The following is a 19,534-nucleotide window of genomic DNA, read 5'->3' as shown; positions in this document are numbered from 1 at the left end:
AGTTTGGTTGAAAGGGACTGTATTTAATACAGTCCCTTTCTTTTTTATGATAATTTTAAACAAATTCATCAGTCTTAATAAGGTATATTTGACGTACGTATATATGATCACAACACTTAGTTTATGCCTAGAATTTTAATTATTGAAGATGATGCTGCTTTTTGTCAAATGTTACAACGTTTTTTAGCAAAGAAGGGATATGATGTAGAAGCAAGTTTTACAGCTGAAGATGCTAAGAAAAAATTTAAAGGTGGAGATTTTGATATGGTCATTACAGACCTGCGCCTGCCAAATTATGACGGAATAGAGTTATTGTCAGATATAAAGGCTATCAATTCTAAGATTCCAGTTCTTGTAATGACGAGCTATGCAGAAGTTTCTACAGCTGTTACGGCAATGAAAAAAGGTGCTTTTGATTATATTTCTAAGCCATTTACTCCAGAAGAAATGGTAATGCTTGTAGAGAATGCTTTAAACCAAAAAGTAAAGCAAGTAGAGACGGTTGCAGAAAGTAATGAAAAGGAAGCTCAAGATAAAATAACGCTTAATGTTGGTAATGGAATTAAAGGCATTAGTGATGCTTCTAAAAAGTTACATGAATATATAAAATTGGTAGCGCCTACAGATATGTCTATTCTCATCACGGGGGAAAGTGGAACAGGTAAAGAAGTTACTGCAAAATCAATTCATGATACAAGTAAAAGAAAAGATTTTAGTTTTGTTGCGGTAGACTGTGGAGCCATCCCTAAAGAAATTGCTACAAGCGAATTTTTCGGACACGTTAAAGGGAGTTTTACGGGTGCCATAGAAGATAAAATTGGTCATTTTGAAGCTGCAAATGGCGGGACATTATTTTTAGATGAAATAGGGAATCTATCTTACGAGAATCAAATTCAGCTTTTAAGAGCGCTTCAAGAGCGTAAAATAAAGCGTGTTGGTAGTACAAAAGAAGTGTCTGTTGATGTTCGTGTAATAACGGCAACCAATGAAGATCTAGTAGAGGCTGTTGAGAAAGGAACATTTAGAGAAGATTTGTACCACAGAATTAATGAGTTCTCTATTGAAACACCTTCGTTACAAGAGCGTTTTGAGGATTTACCTTTGTTTGCAGATTTTTTCTTAGATAAAGCAAATAAGTCACTTGATAAACGTGTATTAGGTTTTTCAGATGAGACTACTGCTGTTTTTAATCAATACCATTGGCCAGGTAACTTAAGAGAATTACAGAATATTATAAAAAGATCTGTACTCCTAACTACAGGAGATATAATTCAAACAGATGTATTGCCAAAAGAACTTTTTGAAGGAAATAAAAAAGTAGAAAGTGAAAATTTCTCTAAAGATGCTTATGAGAAAGATCAAATTATAAGAGCTTTAAAAGAAACTAACTTCAATAAATCTAAAGCAGCGAAATTATTGAAAGTGACGCGTAAAACTTTATATAATAAAATTAACCTGTATAATCTGGATTTATAGTTTTATCAGCTTTTAAAGCAAGTGTAAGTGCTATAATATTATTTTTTAATTGTTGATATTTCATTTTAAGTTCCTTGTCACTTATAGCACCATCTTTTAATTTTTCAAAAGTTTCAAGGATCGCAATAGAATCTTTGGCTTCTAACTGTCTAAACATGGCAAGCATTTTATGAGAGGTTGCATTTAAGCTTGCACTATCTTTAGTTAGTACAGCGTTGTCTAGAATTTCAAGATTATCTACGGTGTCTCTTAAAAAGGTGTCAATCAAATCTTTTAAACCTTCATTAGAATCATCTAGAAAAGAAGTAATTGTTTTTAAATCAAACAGAGTAGAGTTGCTAAGGTGTACTTCCTTGCCTTTAGAGTTGTCTTCTTTGGCTAGTTCAGGGAATAACGCAGCTAAACATTCTAAAAACTGATTTTTAGCAAAGGGTTTTTGTAGAATAGTATTAAAACCAGCAGCTAAATAAGCCGAAGTTTCTAAATCCTTCCTTCCTGTCATGGCAAGAATAGGTTGTTTTGTATAATGTTGATAAACACCACTTTTAAGTTTTTCTAAAACTTCAAAACCATTAATTGTAGGCATTTGTATATCCGTAAGAACAGCATCATAATTCAATTTTTCTTTTAAACCAATAGCATTAAAGTCAGCATAGGAAATGGTATTAATATTAGAATTTTCACAAACCTCTTGTAGCAATTTACGCATAGCGATATCATCGTCTATTATTAATAAGGTAATTCTGTTTTCTTTAAAGTTAATTTCTTTTTTTTCTGATGAGGTAATTTGACTTTCTGATAGCTTTAAAGGAATAGTAAATGTAAATGTGCTTCCTTGGTCTTTATCGCTTTTTAAATTTATAGTTCCTTGAAGAAGCTCTGTTAATTTTTTAGAAATAGTTAAGCCTAAGCCATAACCGCCATATTTTTTTTCTGTGCTATCATCAGCCTGGGCAAATTCTTTGAAAATATGTTCTTGTTTTTCTTTTTCAATACCAATACCGCTATCAATAACCTGAATTCTTGTTTTGTAAACAGCATTATTTTCAATGGTTACTGTAGCAACTACTTTTATAAAACCATCTTGGGTAAATTTGTAAGCATTACTAATTAAATTAGTTAGAATTTGCCTAATTCGGAAAGGATCTCCAATCAATGTCTTATGAAGTTTCTTATCGATTACGATTTGAAGCTCTATGGGTTTATTCTTGTAAAATTCTTCTAGGTTTTGCGCTGTTTCCTGAATTAAATCAGGTAATAAAAATGGAATATTTTCAATTTTGAGTTTGCCAGCTTCTAGTTTAGAAAAATCTAACAAATCATTTACTAAATTATCAACATAAGTAGCTGCAGATTTTACATTTTTTAAGTAGCCAATTTGTTTCCCTGTTAAACTAGTGTTTTCCATTAATTCTGAATATCCTGTAATCGTGTTTAGAGGGGTTCGTAAGTCATGGCTTACGGTAGAAATAAGTTGTTCTCTACTTTTTAAAAGGGACTCAGAGAACTTCTTTTCTTCTTCTAAATTTTGTCGGTAGGTTTGTACACGCCAATAATCTCGAGTAATCAGAAATGTAAAAATTCCTACAGTTAGAAAAGCAAGTATCGCAGCACCACTCGCTAAGCGAGTACTACGTTTTAAAATTTCTTGTTTTTTTAAATTGTCGGTATGAGTTGTGGCAATAATTTCTTGCTCAAAGGCACTAACAATACTTCTTAATTGTTGTGATAAATCTAAATCGTTTTGGTTTATTTCTTGCTCTTTTTCTGCTAAAGCACGTTGCGTTAAAGCATCTTTTTCTTTGGCTTCATTTAATAAGTTTCGTGAAGCATTTATGATAGAATCTATTTTTTGTGGACTATGTGTTTCTTTGGGAACATTGTCATTTAAGATAATGGTAAGTTTTTCAATAACACTCTTTGCTTTAGGCGATAATTCGTCAATATTAGGTGCAATACTTTTGGGTGTAATTTTTCCTAAGGAAAGCTCCATAGTATTAAATTTTGCTAAAGCTATATCAAGAGAGCTATTGGCTTCACTTTTTAATTTTAATCGCCTTAATTCTTCGTTGTTATAGGTCTTTAGTTTTAAAAGTTTTTGAACGCTATCAAGAAGTTTAACTTGGTATTCACTCGCCACCACTTCCTTAAGTGAATCTATTTCTGCAGAAACCACATCAATTTTTTTGGCATACGCTGTAAAATTTTCTTTGGTTTTCGTTTGTAATGCCAGCTTAGATAAACTTTCGGCCTCGTAAAGTTGTGTAAGTAAAGAGCCTGTTTTTATAAATTTTACGTCATTTTCACCAGAAGTATCCGTTGCTATGTAGCTCTTAATTTCTGAAAGAATAAAGATTCCAGAAATTACCGCTAAACCAATTAGTATTAAATAACTGAGTACGATTCTTAATGTAAATTTTTTTTTAGATTTATTTTTTTTCATCACAGTAAAGGGCCTAATGTAATTACGTTCTTTTTTCAAAAAAAGTTTGTCGTTGCGGTGTTAATTAATTACTAACAAATGTAAAGTTACTAGGAGTTGTTTGTAAAGTGGGTATTTATAATCTAAAATCAATTGAAAGTAATAGGTATTCTCTTTGTAAATTGATAGTTGTTGTTGAGTCAAAAATATCAGAAATATTTCTCTGAGTGTAGTCTCTACCAGTCAATTGTAAATTCCTTGAAGTTAACGAGAATTTCATTTTTTCATTTTTTGTAGAATAGTTTAAGGACAAATCAAGAAATGAAAAGCTATTATCCTTTCGATTATCGGGTAAATAATAATCTATAGTAGTTGTAATATTCAATCTTTTTTGAGGTCTAAAAAAAATCTTAAAAGAATTATTAATAGATTTATTAGAAATATCACTAATTGATTTAAATGTAGAATAACGGACTTGTAAACTATTCTCAAAATTAAACATACCTACAAAACCAGTTTTAATTTTATTTTCAAATAGTTTTGTAGAAACTTTGTTATTTCTAAGATTAGAACTATTAATTACATTACTATAATTATTAATACTCTGAACAAAATTAAATTTAAAATTTGATTTAAAAATGCCTATATATTTATCAGCAAAAAGGTTAAAAGATATATTATCAGAATATACATTCTTAAGAACATTTTCATTTACTATATTAATATCATCTATTATGATATTTGACAAAAAATTATTTTTTTGATGATAATAATTCATTCCAGCGTTTAATTGGAACAAATTAAAAAAGTCATTATAATTATATGTTAGCTGACCACTGTAATATTTCAAGGTTTCAAGTTCAAAACTATTTTTGGTAGATGTTCTGTAAGAGTTAAATATACTATTCTCAAATATATTTTCTAAATCAAGACCTTTTTCATCATATTGGCTGGAGAAATGGATGATACTTTTATTATTTGCTTTATAAAAAATACTGAGTTTTGGGTTGATGTAAAAAGTAGTATTATTTTTAACAGTTAATCGCTCTATGTCTTGAAGGTTTTGATCTAAATAATTTAAGTTTAGCGAGGTGTTAAATATCCATTTGTCTTTTCGGTATGAAAATTTGTTGTTTAAAAATATAAGGTTTTTATTAAATTCAATTTTGTTGGTTAGTATTTCTTCTGTTTGATCTGCATTTAAATTTGAATTCAACTTATTGTTCTCTTCGGAGTACCCTAAATTTATATCAATATCAAATTTATTATAATGCAGAAGAAGAGAATTTTCAAAATTTATATAAGTTTTGAGCTGATTTATTGTTTGTTCTAAATTTATACCGCTATCAATTTCGAAGTCTGATAATATATTTAATTTCTCAATATTTTTATCATTATTCAGTAATATGCTGCTAGTAAATGCGGTGTTTTTATTAATTCTATTAGTGTAATTTAAAATTTGATGATTTTTATGTACGGCCCTGTTAATCGAACTTTCCTGCAAAATTCCGTTAATGTTAACATTTTCTTCCGATTGTAAATAATCATTCTCTAGTGTGCTGTTTACTTCTATGAGCTCTTTGTCTGAGAGAGTATATTTAAAATTAAGCTTTGTGTTATAAATTTTTGGTTTAATTTTTAGTTCTTCAGATTGATTTATTGCTGTTTGATTTTCATCAAAATATGAAAGGTTAGTTAATATTTTTCTTTCAAGCCTATCTTTTTTTAAATCAAAATTTGCTTTTAAATCAATTTTATCCGTAATTTTTAAGATGGTATTTATGCTAGAAAAGATTGTACTATTTATTCTTGTTCTATCATCTGGCAGTTGGGTGCTTAATTCTGTATCATTTAGAATATTACCCAAATTTCTTTCATTTTTTTCCAGATTTTTTAAATTGTAGTTATTTGTAGCGAAATAATCATATGGGGAGTCGTCAATTCCAATATTGTTATATTTTACTGTAGAAAATGTTTTTATTTTTTTTGAAATACCTAAAGTAGTACTGCTTAAGTCTAATTTGTTTTCTATTCCTAAGCCAATTTTACTGCCATTAGAAAAATTTGTTTCTCCCTTTTTTAAAGAAAGGTTTAATGCAACCGCATTACTTTTTTTAATATCTTTTAATAATGAATTTTCTTGATAATTTTCTATCGCGGATAATCCCTCTATAGCTTCGATATCGATATTTTTACTTCCGATAGTATAATTTTCTCCAAAAAGATCATCACCATCTAGTAGTAAACTCTTAATAGGAACACCTTTAAAGGATATTTGACCATTATCACTTACTCTTATTCCAGGTAACTTCTTAATTAAATCTTCTACAACACTTTCGGAACCATCTAGAAAGTTGTCTATTTTGTAGGTAGTAGTATCCTTGCTAACTATTACCGATGTTGGTTTAGAGTAGACAACGACTTCTTCTAATTTTGTTAGATTTTCTACTAATGTAATAGTACTAGTTAAATTTTCACCTTTGTCACTATTGGTAATTTTAATAATTTTATCGAAATATTTTGGATTTTTGTATTCTAAAACTAAAGAGTCAATATCTTTTTTTAATTCTAATTTATAGTGCCCATTTTCATTGCTAATCCCATATGCTAAAACTATACTACTAGCTTCACTATTTTTTGCAGTAATCACTGTGAAGTTTATTGGTGTTCCTGATTCATCAACAATTTTTCCTTCAATTGTTTGACCATAAATACCCTGCTGGAGTAGTAGAATTAGAATTATAGCACCAAATCTTAGCTGCATACCAAATTATTGCTATTTCTTATTCTTTTATATATTCTACGATACCTTTTTTAGGTAGTAAAGTAGTAGGTCCATTTTCGCTCATTCCATTCCTTTTTACTTCATCATACTTCTTTTTATAAAGAGCCAAAAATTCTCCCCAAGAAATAAGTTTCTCTTTTATATAAGGGTTTTCTAAAACTAATTGCTCTTTTTTAATGGCTATAGATGTAGCAATTAATTTAAAGAAATCATCATCAGACTTTATTTCTAGAATTAATCCGGGAAGGCCGCTAAATCGCCATGGTCCATCGGGGTAATTCAGCTGTGTTGTAAAATAAGCGGTGTATTCTCTAGTGCCGTAATTTGTCGTAGCTTCTTGGCATAGGTAACCAAGAATTTCTTTAGTAGTAGTTGTTAAGTTCCATTGTGTATTACTTAACGAATCTTTAATTTTAAAATCTTTCAATCCTATTCTATCCCTATAGAAGATTTTTTTTTCTTTAAAGTCTTTAAATACAAATTCGTTTCTTTTTGATTTAATAATTAGCTCAGTTTCATCATCGGGATTATTTGTATCCTGGGAATTTTTCATAATTCCAGTATGATCAATCTCATAAATAGAGGAAGTACCATCACTTGTAAGTTTAGATTTGACGGAGTATTCTTGTTGGATTTCTTGCATCTTTAGTATATAATCATATTCTACTTGAATGCTTTGGGCTGTCGTTACGTATGCGAGAAGTGTAAATATACAAACACTTGTAATTTTTTGATAAATCATATTTTTTTTTTAGAAAAACAGGTCTAGTTTTATTTAAAATTAGACCTGAAAAGTAATCTTGTTTGTTTACTAATTTAATGCAGAAATGAACGATCGAGCTCTTGAACCAGCAACGGAACAAGCTCCTGAAGCTGTTGAACCATAGGCAGTGAAACTAGTAACAGCTCTACCTTCATAATAGACTGTAGCTGTGCAAGAATACAAAAAATACTCGTTAGATGCATCCGAAACCGAAATTTCATAATTGTTTGAAGTTTCGACTGATTTTGGCGTAAATGAAGACAAACCTACAAATAGCGAACAAATTAAAAATAGTTTTCTCATAATTGAAATTTTTAAAGGTTGATTATATTGTAAATATAGAAAAAAAAATCAATAGACTGTTTTATGTAGAAAATATTTTTTGCTCATAATATTTATAATTTATATATTCTTAATGTTTTTGGATAAATTTTAATTTAGGGTTGTATCTTTGCCGCATCTCAAAGGGGTGCAAAATTCTAAAGTTAATTTTTTAGAACGTAGCTGAGATTATACCCAATGAACCTGGGCAGGTAATGCTGCCAAGGGAAGCGTAAATCGCCATTAGGATTGTTTACGGAATTTAATCACGCTTTATGGCATGCTTAAGTCCCAAATATATCAATTAACAGAAAGAGTAATTGCCCCTTTTATTCGTCACTTAATTAATACGAATGAAAATTATTTTCACACTAGTTTCAATTTTATGTTTTGCAATCACTGCAAATGCACAGCAACAAGCAACAGATTCCTTAGAAGGGAAAAAGGTGGTTTTAGATGAGGTTTTTGTATCAGCCATTAGGGTAACAAAAGCAACTCCGGTTACCTTTTCTAATTTAACCAAAGAGCAAATAAAGCCAAGAAACTTAGGGCAAGACATTCCAATTTTAATGAATTTTTTACCTTCAGTGGTGACTACCTCAGATGCTGGTGCAGGTGTTGGTTATACAGGTATTCGTGTTCGTGGTAGTGATGCTACTCGTGTAAATGTAACCATAAACGGAATTCCTTATAACGATTCAGAATCGCATGGTACCTTTTGGGTAAATATGCCAGATTTTGCATCTTCTACAGAGAGTTTACAGTTACAGCGTGGTGTTGGTTCTTCTACGAATGGGGCTGGAGCTTTTGGAGCAAGTTTAAATGTTTTGACAGATGCTATTTCTCAAGATGCTTACGCCCAAATATCTTCTTCTATTGGGAGTTTTAAGACCTTAAGAAATACCTTAAAATTTAGTACAGGTTTGCTAAATGATCAGATAGAAATATCAGGAAGATTATCTCAGATTAATTCAGATGGGTATATTGATAGAGCTACATCAGACCTAGAATCTTACTTTCTACAAGCGGCTTATAGAGATGAGAATACTTTGATAAAAGCACTTCTTTTTGGTGGTCATGAAGTTACGTATCAAGCTTGGTACGGAACACCACTTGCTAGAATAAATAATAATGCACAAGGTATAGAAGATTTTATTGCTGCTAACGGACTTACAGAGAGCGAAGCAGAAAACCTTAGAAATTCTGATCGCAGGTATAATTATTACACTTATGAAAATGAGGAAGATAATTACAAGCAGAATCATGCGCAGTTGTTATGGAACGAAACTTTAAATGAAAATTGGAGCACCAACTTAGCACTGCATTATACGAAGGGGAGTGGCTATTTTGAGCAATTTAAAGCTGATGATGATTTTGATACCTATGGTTTTATTCCGGTTATCGTAGACGGAGAAGAAGTGAATACTACAGATGTGATCCGCAGACGTTGGCTAGATAATGATTTTTATGGGACTGTTTTCTCTGCAAATTATAACAAAGAAAATGTTGATTTAATTCTTGGAGGAGGATGGAACAAATATGAAGGTGATCATTTTGGTGAAGTTATTTGGGCAAGGTATGCCAGCACTAGCAACATCAGAGATAGGTATTATGATGATAATTCTACAAAGACCGACTTTAATATTTTCTCCAAGATAAATTATACGTTAAATGATCAATGGAGTCTTTTTGGAGATTTACAATACAGAACAGTTGGGTATGAGGCTAACGGTGATGAAACTGGTTTAGTAGACGATACTTTTAATTTCTTTAACCCTAAAGCGGGGATTACTTTTGATTTGAACTCAAATAATAATTTTTATTTCTCCTATGCAGTAGCGAATAGGGAACCAAATAGAAATGATTATGAGAGCGGTAACCCAAAGCCAGAAAGATTAAATGATTTTGAGTTGGGGTGGCGTTATATTTCTAATACACTGCAATTAAATACCAATGTATATTACATGGGGTATAAAGATCAACTGGTGTTAACGGGAGCATTGAATGATGTAGGTGCTCCATTGCGAGAAAATGTAGGTGATAGTTATAGATTAGGATTAGAAGTAGAGGCTAATGTTTCCTTGGGTGCTAAATTTGCCTTTAGACCAAATATTACCTTAAGTGCAAATAGGAATAAAGATTTTGTATTTCAAAGAGATGGAGCATTGCAAAACCTTGGGGATACAGAAATAGCTTTTTCGCCAAGTGTAATAGTCGGTGGTGCATTAGTGTATATGCCTACAGATAATCTGCAATTATCGTTATTAGGGAAGCATGTAGGAGAACAATATATGGGCAATATAGATGCTAGTAGTTCTAAATTAGAGGCCTATTCTCAATTTGATTTTAATGTGCAATACGAAATTGTTACCAATTCATTTATTAAGAGTATTGTGCTGTCTGGTCTAGTGAATAATATTTTTAATGAGCTATATGAGTCTAATGGCTATTTTTTTACTTTTGATGATACATGGTCTACCCCAGGGGTAACAACCACAATTGAAGGTGCTGGTTACTACCCGCAAGCAGGAACAAATTTCTTGGTAGGGGCAACTTTAAATTTTTAAAACTTAGATAAGGCTTACTTGGAGTCAAAGTGAGGGTTTCTTTTTAGAAACCCTTTTTTTATTGCTTATTTTAGTACCTAAATTCATCATAATTGAGAAATATGAAAGATAATCAGTCTGTACGGTGGGGAATAATAGGGTGTGGTGCAGTAACCGAAGTAAAAAGCGGTCCGCCTTATCAATTAACTTCTGGGTTTAGTTTAGATGCCGTAATGCGTAGAGATTTACAAAAAGCAGAAGATTATGCCAAAAGACATGGTGTTCCTCATTTTTATAATGACGTAGATAAAATAATTAACAATCCAGAGATAGATGCTATTTATATTGCAACACCACCAGACACCCATAAATTATATGGATTAATGGTTGCTCAAGCAGGTAAGCCTTGTTGTATAGAAAAGCCTTTGGCGCCCAATTATGAAGACGGGGTAGCACTAGTGGATGCCTTTAAGGCTAAAAATGTTCCGTTATTTGTGGCGTACTACAGGCGTTCATTGCCGCGCTTTATACAAGTTGAAACGTGGTTAAAAGAAAATAAAATAGGGGATGTTAGGCATATCAACTGGAGTTTTTCTAAGCCTGCAAATGATATTGATTTAAATAGAACGTACAATTGGCGCACAGATGCTAAAATTGCTCCTGGAGGTTATTTTGATGATTTGGCTAGTCATGGTTTAGACTTGTTTGCGTATTTATTAGGAAATTTTAAACAGGTTTCTGGAATTAGTCTTAATCAGCAAGGTTTGTATTCTGCTAAAGATGCAATTACAGCAACATGGATACATGAGAATGGTATTACGGGTACTGGAAGTTGGCATTTTGGTTCCTTTACAAGAGAAGATAGCGTGTCAATTATAGGTTCAAAAGGGACTATACATTTTTCTATATTTAAAGAAGAAGCTATTATTTTAGAAAATGTGGAGGGTATCGAAGAGCTATTTATAGAAAATCCAAAACACGTACAACACTATCATGTAGCGAATTTAAAAGCAGATTTAATTGATGGTATTCCGCATCCGTCAACTGGAGAAACAGCTTTGCATACGAGTTGGGTTATGAGCGAAATTTTAAAATGAGGGCCTAACGTACTAATTTGTAACGGTGATTACGCCACTACCCACAGCTACACGATACTCTAACATATTGTAGAATTTTTGGTCTTCGCCTAGATTAGTTAGTAGTTGTCCGGTAAATAAACTGTAGTTATAATCATCACACTCGCAAGTAACTGCATTTCTGCTCGTGTCTAAGGTCATTGTAGAGCAATTATTAGGCGTATGATTAGGACAGCTGGCTTCAAATGCTCTATAGCCAGCAAAAGCAGACAAGGTTTTAATTACAAAAATACCTCTAGTTCCTGCCTGTCCGCCATCAATATATATAGCGCTTCCTTCGTTGGTTAAGTTGCTATATAAGGGTAGATTAGTGTTTATATCAAATCTAAATCCTATTTCCTGTAAATATGGATTTCTATTTGTTGTGCTCGTATCACATCCAAAACACACGACCAATAAAATAAACCCTAAAATTCTAGACATAACAACCTTGTATTTTAATAACACAGCAACAAAGTTGAACAAAAAAAATGTATATTTGTCTTAAATCCTCTATAAAAAAGAGGATTTTCTTATTTTATAAAACGCTTAGTTATGAGTAACAAATCATATTATACACCAGAGGGATTAAAAAAGTTGAGAGACGAACTTAATCAGCTAAAAGATATAGAACGTCCGAAGGCATCAAGGGATATAGCAGAAGCTCGAGATAAAGGTGATTTATCTGAAAACGCAGAATATGATGCTGCAAAAGAGGCACAAGGTTTGTTAGAACTTCGAATTTCAAAATTGGAGGAAACATATTCTAATGCACGTTTAATAGATGAATCTCAATTAGATACTTCTAAAGTTTTAGTTTTATCAACTGTAAAGTTGAAAAACCAGAACAATGGAATGGAGATGAAATATACTTTGGTTGCAGAAAGTGAAGCTGATTTAAAGACGGGTAAAATATCTGTAAATTCACCAATAGGAAAAGGTTTGTTAGGTAAGAAAGTAGGAGAATCTGCAGAAATTACAATCCCTAATGGTGTTCTAAAATTAGAAATACTAGAAATTACCAGGTCTTAATTGGTAATTATTTAATAGATTGAAATTGCATTTGCTTTTCAAGTACATTGTAAATTTACATAACCATAGACTTGATGTTTGAATTAACATATAAATCGGTTGCAGCTTCTGGAATTTCAAATGCAGATATCTTGGCAATTCGGGAGACAGCTATTAGTGTTAATAAAACTAATGACATTACAGGCTGTTTAGTTTTTTACAAAAATCAATTCATCCAAATCTTAGAGGGAGATGAGGAGATTGTTCAGAAAGTGTTTTCAAAAATAGTTGAAGACAGTAGGCATTTAAATGTTCAAGTATTATATGAAGGAGAAAAAGACCAGCGTTTTTTTCCAGATTGGAATATGGCATTCACGGATATAAGTGTAAGTTTAGGAGAAGATGCTGAGGTTAAGAGCTATGCAAACAATCTTCTTTTACTTTCAGAGTTTATTGAGAAACCAACCACTACGTTAAAAATGTTTTGGAGGGGTATTAATAAACTAATAATTAACCCAACAAGTTTATAAAACAGACAAGACAGTGGCTAGTATATTTACAAAGATTATCAGTGGAGAAATTCCTTCTTATAAAATTGCTGAAAACGAGGAGTTTTTCGCTTTTTTAGATATCAACCCAAATGCAAAAGGGCATACGCTATGTGTTCCTAAGAAAGAGGTAAATAAAATAATGGATTTAGATGATGCTACCTATATGGGATTAATGGCTTTTTCTAAAAAAGTTGGTCAGGCGCTAGAGCGTGCTATAGCTTGTAAGCGTGTTGGGATGACTGTTATTGGCTTAGAAGTGCCACATGTACACGTTCATTTAATCCCTTTAAATGAAATGAAAGATGCTACTTTTCAGCATAAAGTTAAGTTTTCTGATGAAGAGTTTAAGGCTATTGCAAAAAAAATAAAAGCAGAATTAGCTTAATCAAGGGTAGCTAATGAACATAGCATTTTAGCTGTTTCTTACTTAAATAAACCGCCTTCTATTAGAATGTATATTCCCGCTGCAACAATAGTAATTAATGCTACTATTAAAATATATAACAGGCTGGTAAATTTCATAGATTTTTTTTGTGGTACCGCCATTTTCTGGTAGTATTCAAAAACACGTTCTATGTCTGGAGTCCACCCAACCGGATAAATTTTGGTTCCGCACTTCTTACATTCCAGTTCAGAAGTTATCTCATTCGTTGTTTTATGAATTAGCTTGCCGTAAGAGTGTTTCTGAAAAAAGGATAATTTTAAACCTTGGTTAAAGCATTCCGGACAATTATTTGTTAGGTCTGCTTCCTTAATAACTTCTAATTTTATCTCTGCCATTGCTTACGAATTTAATTTAAAAGTAATTTTCATTATTGTACCGTCCTTACTCGAAGTAAGAACTTTTATTTTTCCTTTATGGTATTCTTCCACAATTCGTTTTACTAGTGATAAGCCTAAGCCCCAGCCTCTTTTTTTAGAGGTAAATCCAGGATTAAATATGGTATTGAAATCTTTTTTTAAAATTCCGTGGCCTGTATCGGAGACCAAAATTACGGCATTATTTCCTTCTTTTAAAATTTCAACACTAATGCTCCCTTTTCCTCGCATAGCATCAATTCCGTTTTTAACTAAATTTTCAATGGTCCATTGAAATAGTGATTTGTTTAAAAGTACCGGAAGATTTTCTGCTTTACTGCTAAATGAAAAATGAATTAGTTTGGAACTTCTCAGTTTTAAATAATCAAATGCGTTTTTGGTTTCTACAACAATATCATGTTCTGCTAAAATAGGTAAGGAGCCTATTTTAGAGAAACGTTCTGTAATGGTTTCTAGTCTAGCAATATCTTTTTCAATCTCTTCCGTAATACTCGGATTTATATTTTCTGCTTTTAAAAGTTCATTCCAACCTAGAAGAGAGGTTAATGGTGTTCCTATTTGGTGCGCAGTTTCTTTTGCCATTCCTGCCCAAAGTTTATTTTGCTCCGAAGACTTATTTGTTTTGAAAAAGAAATAAATAACAGTACCGAAAAGGAAGATAATTAAAAGTAGAGCAATGGGGTAATATTTTAGTTTGTTTAATACATCAGAATTTCCATAATATAATGTGGCTAAATCTTCCCCCTTGTATTCAATTTTTATGGGCTTATTCTCCTCTCCAAATTTTATTATTTTTTTTTGAATCAGGGCGGTATCGGTAGTGATTTCTTTAGGCATGTTACTCACCTTAATAGCACCATCCCTGTTCATTAAAATCATTGGGGTAGTCGTATTGTTTTGAAATATTTTCAAGGGTAAATTACCAGGATCGGCATCAGCGGGTAAAGATTGTAATTCTACCAAGGCACTGGCCCAAATTTCTACTTTGTTACGTTCTTCTTCTTTGAATTTTTTGAAAAAACTATTTGTGTTCCAAAGTATAAGACTTACAATAACAAAAGAGGTTATTTGTAGGATTATAGTTATAGTTTTCTTTTCAGGGTTAAAGTTCATTCAAACAAATGCTTATAGTGCGTACAATATAACGTAAAATGTCAAAAGTTATTCTCTCTATTTGATAAGTTGTTAGTTTCATATTTGATAGTAATTTATGTATTTTTGCAGGACGATGCGAGAAATGATTTCTATACTGCCGGATGAGGTAACAACAGCAAAATTACATGGGTATTTACTAGGGGCTGTAGGTCCTAGGCCTATTGCTTTTGCGAGTACTATAGATGAAAATGGAAGGCCTAATTTATCTCCTTTTAGTTTCTTCAATGTGTTTAGTGCTAATCCGCCGATTTTAATTTTTTCTCCTGCACGTAGGGTTCGCGACAATACTACAAAGCATACGCTAGAAAACTGTTTACGAACTAAAGAGGTGGTAATTAATGTTGTGAATTTTGATATGGTACAACAAATGTCACTTTCTAGTACAGAGTATCCAGCAGGAGAAAATGAATTTCAAAAAGCGGGTCTAACAATGTTAGTTTCTGACGTAGTTAAACCTTTTAGGGTAGCAGAATCTCCTGTACAATTTGAGTGCAAAGTCATTAAAGTTGAGGCTTTGGGTGAAAACGGCGGAGCCGGAAATTTAATTTTTTCTGAAGTTGTAAAAGTTCATGTAGACAAAGCAATTTTAGATGAAAATGGAGCTATAGATCAGCATAAGATAGATTTAGTAGCTAGAATGGGTGGTAATTGGTATAGTAGAGCAAACGAAGGTTTGTTTGAAGTGCCTAAACCATTATCTTCGTTAGGAATTGGTGTTGATGCAATACCTGCAGAAATACGTTTTAGCACGGTGTTAACCGGGAATGACCTAGGTAGGTTAGGGAACGTTGAAAAAATACCTACAGAAAAAGAAGTTCAAGAGTTTTTAGCTTCAAATGAGGAGCTACGAGTGATCATAAGTGCAGATGATAAAAAAATAATTCATAGTAAAGCACAGGAATATTTACATAAAAATGACGTACTTTCCGCTTGGAAAGTATTATTATCAAATTAAGAGAAAATGGAAGTAGAAGGAAAAGTGAAAATGGTTGGGGAAACTCAAACCTTTGGAAATAACGGATTTAGAAAAAGAGAAATTGTCGTTACTACAGAAGAGCAATATCCGCAACATATTATGGTAGAGTTTGTTCAAGATAAGTGTGACTTATTGGACAGCGTAAGTGTTGGACAGCCTATAAAAATTGGAATTAATTTACGCGGTAGAGAATGGGTTAATCCACAAGGAGAAACTAAATATTTTAACTCTATTCAAGGTTGGAGAATAGAAAGTGCTCAGGCGGCAGCACCAAATTCAAGTGCAGGAATACCTCCAGCACCACCAATGGATTCTTTTCAGCCAGCAGATGATTTAAATGAAGAAGATCACGACGATTTACCTTTTTAAATTAACATATAATTAAGGAGAAGACCTGTTTAGTTTTTAACTAAACAGGTCTTTTGTTTTTTATAGACTTTGATGTATTTTGAGGTCAAAAAAAAATTGAATAAAGAATTAAACTATAAGCCTATGATTTTTCTTTCTGAGGAATTAATTTTCCCTGATGTTTCAAAGGCTAACCACGAAGGTATGCTTGCTGTTGGGGGAGATCTTTCTCCTGAACGGCTATTGTTGGCTTATAAAAGCGGAATTTTCCCTTGGTTCAACGAGGATTCTTTGATTTTGTGGTGGAGTCCTGATCCACGAATGGTATTATTTCCTCATAAAATAAACATTTCTAAAAGCATGCGTAAGGTGATTAAAGATCGCCAATTTACCTTAACCAAGAATGTAGATTTTAAAACAGTACTGGAGTATTGCTCTATGGTCGATAGAAAGGACCAGGACGGCACTTGGATTACAGAGAAGATGAAAGAAGCTTACCTTAAGCTTCATGAAAAAGGCATTGCGCATTCGTACGAAGTTTGGGAAAAAGATACTTTAGTAGGGGGGTTGTATGGTATAGATTTAGGTCATGTTTTTTGTGGAGAAAGTATGTTTAGTCTAGTGAGCAATGCCTCTAAATTTGCTTTTATAAGTTTAGCAAAAGAGTTAGCGATAAAGAATTATACGTTAATAGATTGTCAAGTCTACACAGAGCACCTTGAAAGTTTAGGTGCAGAAGAGATAGCTAGAGAGGATTTTGTTAAGTTATTGTAATTAATAAAGGGTGGTTTTTTACACTCCGAGGAGGCAAAATAAAGAGTTGAAATACTAAGAGTTAACGATCTTAATAAGAATGATATTTTAACTTTGGGATATTTTAAAATAAAACGGAATAGACTTTTAAAGGGTAAGAACAAAAGCAGAATTTAAGAAAAGTACTTGTGCTAAAGTTGTATTGTATTCTTCTAGTCGGTATTCTAAGCCAATTTGCACTTTGGTGTTTGAGCTCAATTTGTAACCAATCTGGGAAGAAAAACGTTGATCGTAACTTGGTTTTTTTGTATTGGCTACACTTAATAAACTTTCTGTAGAAACTATAATATAAGGTTCTCCTATATCAAGTTTTTCGCCTTTCAGAGGCATATCTGCCGCAAATCTATATCTAAACCGGAATGTCGTTAATGAGGGAGAGATACGTTGTTCTGTTCGTACTCTGTGTCCATATCGTATAGATTTTGGTTTAAATTTGTAATTATATTGTTGTGTAATTCGCAGCTCATTTTCTTTCTCTTCCTCAAAGAGGGCTCTAAATCTATATTGAATTCCTAAAGAAAAACTTTGATTAGAGGCTATCGTTAATTCAGAAAAATGAGCAAAATCTAATTGTCGCATATTAACGGCAGTTGCTCCGTCTTTATAGAAATAGGCTCTATTGCTTGTAGAAAAATTAAACGCATAGAGCGGAGATATTTTATGGTTTACGGAAATTTGAGGCTCAAGGTATCCTGTAAAATTATCTTGAGCAAAACTAGGGGTTATTATAAAAAAGAGAATTAGGGAAAGCCCTAGTTTAATATAAGACGTGATCATAGTTAGGAGGTAATGATTTTCTAATACTTAGATAAACTCCTTCAGCATTAAAAAGAATTTCAAATTGTTCGTAGCCGTTCTCTTTTTTTGCAGCAATAATTAATTCATAGTTAACAGAAGGGATCATTAAATTTTGAAAGGCATTTTTAAAAGTTTTCTCCATAGGATCTTCTGCAACATATTGCTGCTGAATTTTCTTGATTTTAAAAGAAGAAAAGTTGTTGCTAAGGTATTTTAAAATTTCTTCATGAGTTTCATTGGGAATGTCAACAGTCTTAATGGTAATTTCAATATCTTCTAAAGTACCTTCTTCATTAAATTCAATGCTATACCATAATTTATCTTTCTTAAATTTGGCTTCGTAACTAATTTTTAAACTATCTATTTCTTTATAAAATTTTAATTTTTTTGCATTGGAGACATTGCTCTTTATCAACGTATGTGCTGCTGTTGGAAAATCCTTTTTCTTAATTCGGAATTCGCGTTCGTGTTTAACTTGGGCTAAAAGTGAATTAAAGCCACAGAGAAAAAATAGTACTATAAATTTATACTTCATTATATCTAAAACAGGTTATTTCATGATCATTTACCATTCCGGTAGCTTGCATTTGTGCATATATCACCGTACTGCCTACAAATTTAAATCCTCTTTTTTTTAAGTCTTTGCTAATTACATCAGATAGCGGTGTATTTGCTGGTGCTAATTTATAGTTTTCTACGGTATTTTTGATGGGTTTGTGCTTAACAAATTCCCAGATGTAGGTGCTAAAACTACCAAACTCTTCTTGTATTTTTAGAAATGCAATAGCATTAGAAATCGTTGCATTAATTTTAAGCTTATTTCTTATAATTCCAGCATTCTGGAGTAATTCTTCAATTTTAATAGCATCATATTTGGCTATTTTTTTATAATCGAAAGAATCAAAAGCTTCCCTGAAATTTTCTCTTTTTCGTAGAATGGTAATCCAGCTTAAACCTGCTTGAAAGGTTTCTAGAATTAAAAATTCAAAAAGCTTATCATCCTCTTTTACGGGTACGCCCCATTCTAGATCATGATAAGCTTCGTATAAATCATCGCCTTGGCACCATCCACATCGTTGTTTCTCCATTTAAACGCTTTTTGTCTTTGTATACTAACAGTGCTTAAAGATAGTGGAGAAATTTCTTTGACGGTAAGGCATTACGTAATTTATTCTAAATACATTTTCAATTCTCCACTTTCTATGGCTTGTTCAATATTAGCTTCAACAGAAGAAAAGAATCTAAAGAAAGGTTTGCCATCTTGTCTAGATAATAAGGCTATTTGATTAGTGCCTTTAGTTGCCTTGTACTCTTTAATAACAAGTTTTGTTCCCGCCAGGCTATTAAAATCTGCTAAAGCACCTCTTTTAATGATGAAATTTTTTCTGGGAAAATCTATGTGTTTGTAGTGTTCGCCATTAATATTGGTAAGTATTACTATAGTACCTTCTTCAAGGTTTGCTGTTGTTTTTTGACTATGCCCACCTAGAGTATACATCGCCATAAAGATAAAAATAATGAAAGTTTTCATATGTTTTAGGTTTAAAGTTCATACTAATTCTCTGATTCAAATATAAAAAATACAACATAAAATATTAGTTATGCTTTCGTTAAAAAAAGTTAAACTATTGTGAG

Annotated in this window: 20 protein-coding genes; 9 read left to right on the top strand and 11 right to left on the bottom strand. The window is 32.0% G+C overall.

What is annotated here, in order from left to right:
* Positions 1 to 123: 123 nt before the first annotated feature.
* Positions 124 to 1,476: a sigma-54-dependent transcriptional regulator gene (locus tag CELAL_RS05270; protein ID WP_013549878.1), complete on the top strand. Its 1,353-nt coding sequence runs from the start codon at positions 124 to 126 to the stop codon at positions 1,474 to 1,476.
* On the opposite strand, the gene CELAL_RS05265 is transcribed toward CELAL_RS05270, so the two are convergent.
* From CELAL_RS05265 to CELAL_RS05250, 4 genes are all read right to left on the bottom strand, one after another.
* Positions 1,451 to 3,919 (bottom strand): hybrid sensor histidine kinase/response regulator, encoded by a 2,469-nt coding sequence (locus CELAL_RS05265; protein ID WP_013549877.1) that lies wholly within the window; start codon positions 3,917 to 3,919, stop codon positions 1,451 to 1,453. The genes CELAL_RS05270 and CELAL_RS05265 overlap by 26 nt on opposite strands.
* 115 nt (positions 3,920 to 4,034) lie before the next feature.
* Positions 4,035 to 6,662 (bottom strand): RNA polymerase beta'' subunit family protein, encoded by a 2,628-nt coding sequence (locus CELAL_RS05260; RefSeq protein ID WP_013549876.1) that lies wholly within the window; start codon positions 6,660 to 6,662, stop codon positions 4,035 to 4,037.
* A gap of 19 nt (positions 6,663 to 6,681) precedes the next feature.
* Positions 6,682 to 7,425: a GLPGLI family protein gene (locus CELAL_RS05255; RefSeq protein WP_013549875.1), complete on the bottom strand. Its 744-nt coding sequence runs from the start codon at positions 7,423 to 7,425 to the stop codon at positions 6,682 to 6,684.
* A gap of 69 nt (positions 7,426 to 7,494) precedes the next feature.
* Complete coding sequence (locus CELAL_RS05250; protein WP_013549874.1) at positions 7,495 to 7,749, bottom strand: hypothetical protein; 255 nt, start codon at positions 7,747 to 7,749, stop codon at positions 7,495 to 7,497.
* Positions 7,750 to 8,120: 371 nt separating this feature from the next.
* On the opposite strand from CELAL_RS05250, the gene CELAL_RS05245 reads away from it, so the two are divergent.
* Together CELAL_RS05245 and CELAL_RS05240 are read left to right on the top strand one after the other, a co-directional pair.
* Positions 8,121 to 10,334, top strand: coding sequence for a TonB-dependent receptor (locus CELAL_RS05245; protein WP_013549873.1), 2,214 nt, complete (start codon positions 8,121 to 8,123; stop codon positions 10,332 to 10,334).
* 101 nt (positions 10,335 to 10,435) lie between these two features.
* Entirely contained in the window at positions 10,436 to 11,410 is a 975-nt protein-coding gene (locus CELAL_RS05240) for a Gfo/Idh/MocA family protein (RefSeq protein WP_013549872.1), read from the top strand.
* Positions 11,411 to 11,422: 12 nt separating this feature from the next.
* Here the strand turns inward: CELAL_RS05240 and CELAL_RS05235 are convergent, their stop codons facing one another.
* Positions 11,423 to 11,872, bottom strand: a complete 450-nt coding sequence (locus tag CELAL_RS05235; protein ID WP_013549871.1) for a hypothetical protein — start codon at positions 11,870 to 11,872, stop codon at positions 11,423 to 11,425.
* Positions 11,873 to 11,983: 111 nt separating this feature from the next.
* Between CELAL_RS05235 and greA the strand changes: the two genes are divergently transcribed.
* The 3 genes from greA to CELAL_RS05220 all read left to right on the top strand — a co-directional run bounded on the left by greA (position 11,984) and on the right by CELAL_RS05220 (position 13,375).
* On the top strand, positions 11,984 to 12,460 hold the full coding sequence (gene greA / locus CELAL_RS05230) for a transcription elongation factor GreA (protein WP_013549870.1): 477 nt from the start codon (positions 11,984 to 11,986) through the stop codon (positions 12,458 to 12,460).
* Between the two features lie 74 nt (positions 12,461 to 12,534).
* Positions 12,535 to 12,969, top strand: coding sequence for a BLUF domain-containing protein (locus CELAL_RS05225; protein WP_013549869.1), 435 nt, complete (start codon positions 12,535 to 12,537; stop codon positions 12,967 to 12,969).
* Between the two features lie 13 nt (positions 12,970 to 12,982).
* Positions 12,983 to 13,375 carry an HIT family protein gene (locus CELAL_RS05220; RefSeq protein WP_013549868.1) on the top strand — a complete coding sequence of 131 codons (393 nt, stop codon included), beginning with the start codon at positions 12,983 to 12,985 and terminating at the stop codon, positions 13,373 to 13,375.
* A 38-nt stretch (positions 13,376 to 13,413) separates the two neighbouring features.
* Here the strand turns inward: CELAL_RS05220 and CELAL_RS05215 are convergent, their stop codons facing one another.
* Positions 13,414 to 13,770 carry a hypothetical protein gene (locus tag CELAL_RS05215; RefSeq protein ID WP_013549867.1) on the bottom strand — a complete coding sequence of 119 codons (357 nt, stop codon included), beginning with the start codon at positions 13,768 to 13,770 and terminating at the stop codon, positions 13,414 to 13,416.
* Between the two features lie 3 nt (positions 13,771 to 13,773).
* The gene (locus tag CELAL_RS05210; protein WP_013549866.1) at positions 13,774 to 14,922 is read right to left on the bottom strand and encodes a sensor histidine kinase; all 1,149 of its coding nucleotides are present in this window, start codon (positions 14,920 to 14,922) and stop codon (positions 13,774 to 13,776) included.
* 124 nt (positions 14,923 to 15,046) lie between these two features.
* Here CELAL_RS05210 and CELAL_RS05205 point away from each other — a divergent pair, with 124 nt between their 5' ends.
* From CELAL_RS05205 to aat, 3 genes are all read left to right on the top strand, one after another.
* Positions 15,047 to 15,919, top strand: a complete 873-nt coding sequence (locus CELAL_RS05205; protein WP_041557538.1) for a flavin reductase family protein — start codon at positions 15,047 to 15,049, stop codon at positions 15,917 to 15,919.
* Between the two features lie 6 nt (positions 15,920 to 15,925).
* Positions 15,926 to 16,309, top strand: a complete 384-nt coding sequence (locus CELAL_RS05200) for a DUF3127 domain-containing protein (RefSeq protein WP_013549864.1) — start codon at positions 15,926 to 15,928, stop codon at positions 16,307 to 16,309.
* A 123-nt stretch (positions 16,310 to 16,432) separates the two neighbouring features.
* Complete coding sequence (gene aat / locus CELAL_RS05195) at positions 16,433 to 17,062, top strand: leucyl/phenylalanyl-tRNA--protein transferase (protein ID WP_013549863.1); 630 nt, start codon at positions 16,433 to 16,435, stop codon at positions 17,060 to 17,062.
* 126 nt (positions 17,063 to 17,188) lie between these two features.
* On the opposite strand, the gene CELAL_RS05190 is transcribed toward aat, so the two are convergent.
* The 4 genes from CELAL_RS05190 to CELAL_RS05175 all read right to left on the bottom strand — a co-directional run bounded on the left by CELAL_RS05190 (position 17,189) and on the right by CELAL_RS05175 (position 19,430).
* Positions 17,189 to 17,878: a DUF2490 domain-containing protein gene (locus CELAL_RS05190; protein ID WP_013549862.1), complete on the bottom strand. Its 690-nt coding sequence runs from the start codon at positions 17,876 to 17,878 to the stop codon at positions 17,189 to 17,191.
* On the bottom strand, positions 17,859 to 18,434 hold the full coding sequence (locus tag CELAL_RS05185) for a hypothetical protein (protein WP_013549861.1): 576 nt from the start codon (positions 18,432 to 18,434) through the stop codon (positions 17,859 to 17,861). The genes CELAL_RS05190 and CELAL_RS05185 overlap by 20 nt, the downstream gene beginning before the upstream one ends.
* Positions 18,424 to 18,987 carry a DNA-3-methyladenine glycosylase I gene (locus tag CELAL_RS05180; RefSeq protein WP_013549860.1) on the bottom strand — a complete coding sequence of 188 codons (564 nt, stop codon included), beginning with the start codon at positions 18,985 to 18,987 and terminating at the stop codon, positions 18,424 to 18,426. The genes CELAL_RS05185 and CELAL_RS05180 overlap by 11 nt, the downstream gene beginning before the upstream one ends.
* Before the next feature lie 80 nt (positions 18,988 to 19,067).
* Complete coding sequence (locus CELAL_RS05175; RefSeq protein WP_013549859.1) at positions 19,068 to 19,430, bottom strand: hypothetical protein; 363 nt, start codon at positions 19,428 to 19,430, stop codon at positions 19,068 to 19,070.
* Positions 19,431 to 19,534 lie beyond the last annotated feature (104 nt).

The sequence above is a fragment of the Cellulophaga algicola DSM 14237 genome (assembly GCF_000186265.1).
Lineage (GTDB): Bacteria > Bacteroidota > Bacteroidia > Flavobacteriales > Flavobacteriaceae > Cellulophaga > Cellulophaga algicola.
This window is presented reverse-complemented; position numbering and strand designations above follow the sequence as displayed.

Bases quoted from the DNA above. Each gene is read 5' to 3' on its own strand.
- CELAL_RS05190 (WP_013549862.1), bottom strand. From the start codon at position 17,878: ATGATCACGTCTTATATTAAACTAGGGCTTTCCCTAATTCTCTTTTTT.
- CELAL_RS05245 (WP_013549873.1), top strand. From the start codon at position 8,121: ATGAAAATTATTTTCACACTAGTTTCAATTTTATGTTTTGCAATCACT.
- CELAL_RS05175 (WP_013549859.1), bottom strand. From the start codon at position 19,430: ATGAAAACTTTCATTATTTTTATCTTTATGGCGATGTATACTCTAGGT.
- CELAL_RS05185 (WP_013549861.1), bottom strand. From the start codon at position 18,434: ATGAAGTATAAATTTATAGTACTATTTTTTCTCTGTGGCTTTAATTCA.
- CELAL_RS05265 (WP_013549877.1), bottom strand. From the start codon at position 3,919: ATGAAAAAAAATAAATCTAAAAAAAAATTTACATTAAGAATCGTACTC.
- CELAL_RS05260 (WP_013549876.1), bottom strand. From the start codon at position 6,662: ATGCAGCTAAGATTTGGTGCTATAATTCTAATTCTACTACTCCAGCAG.
- CELAL_RS05240 (WP_013549872.1), top strand. From the start codon at position 10,436: ATGAAAGATAATCAGTCTGTACGGTGGGGAATAATAGGGTGTGGTGCA.
- aat (WP_013549863.1), top strand. From the start codon at position 16,433: ATGATTTTTCTTTCTGAGGAATTAATTTTCCCTGATGTTTCAAAGGCT.
- CELAL_RS05180 (WP_013549860.1), bottom strand. From the start codon at position 18,987: ATGGAGAAACAACGATGTGGATGGTGCCAAGGCGATGATTTATACGAA.
- CELAL_RS05215 (WP_013549867.1), bottom strand. From the start codon at position 13,770: ATGGCAGAGATAAAATTAGAAGTTATTAAGGAAGCAGACCTAACAAAT.
- CELAL_RS05270 (WP_013549878.1), top strand. From the start codon at position 124: ATGCCTAGAATTTTAATTATTGAAGATGATGCTGCTTTTTGTCAAATG.
- CELAL_RS05255 (WP_013549875.1), bottom strand. From the start codon at position 7,425: ATGATTTATCAAAAAATTACAAGTGTTTGTATATTTACACTTCTCGCA.
- CELAL_RS05235 (WP_013549871.1), bottom strand. From the start codon at position 11,872: ATGTCTAGAATTTTAGGGTTTATTTTATTGGTCGTGTGTTTTGGATGT.
- CELAL_RS05200 (WP_013549864.1), top strand. From the start codon at position 15,926: ATGGAAGTAGAAGGAAAAGTGAAAATGGTTGGGGAAACTCAAACCTTT.
- greA (WP_013549870.1), top strand. From the start codon at position 11,984: ATGAGTAACAAATCATATTATACACCAGAGGGATTAAAAAAGTTGAGA.
- CELAL_RS05210 (WP_013549866.1), bottom strand. From the start codon at position 14,922: ATGAACTTTAACCCTGAAAAGAAAACTATAACTATAATCCTACAAATA.
- CELAL_RS05205 (WP_041557538.1), top strand. From the start codon at position 15,047: ATGATTTCTATACTGCCGGATGAGGTAACAACAGCAAAATTACATGGG.
- CELAL_RS05250 (WP_013549874.1), bottom strand. From the start codon at position 7,749: ATGAGAAAACTATTTTTAATTTGTTCGCTATTTGTAGGTTTGTCTTCA.
- CELAL_RS05225 (WP_013549869.1), top strand. From the start codon at position 12,535: ATGTTTGAATTAACATATAAATCGGTTGCAGCTTCTGGAATTTCAAAT.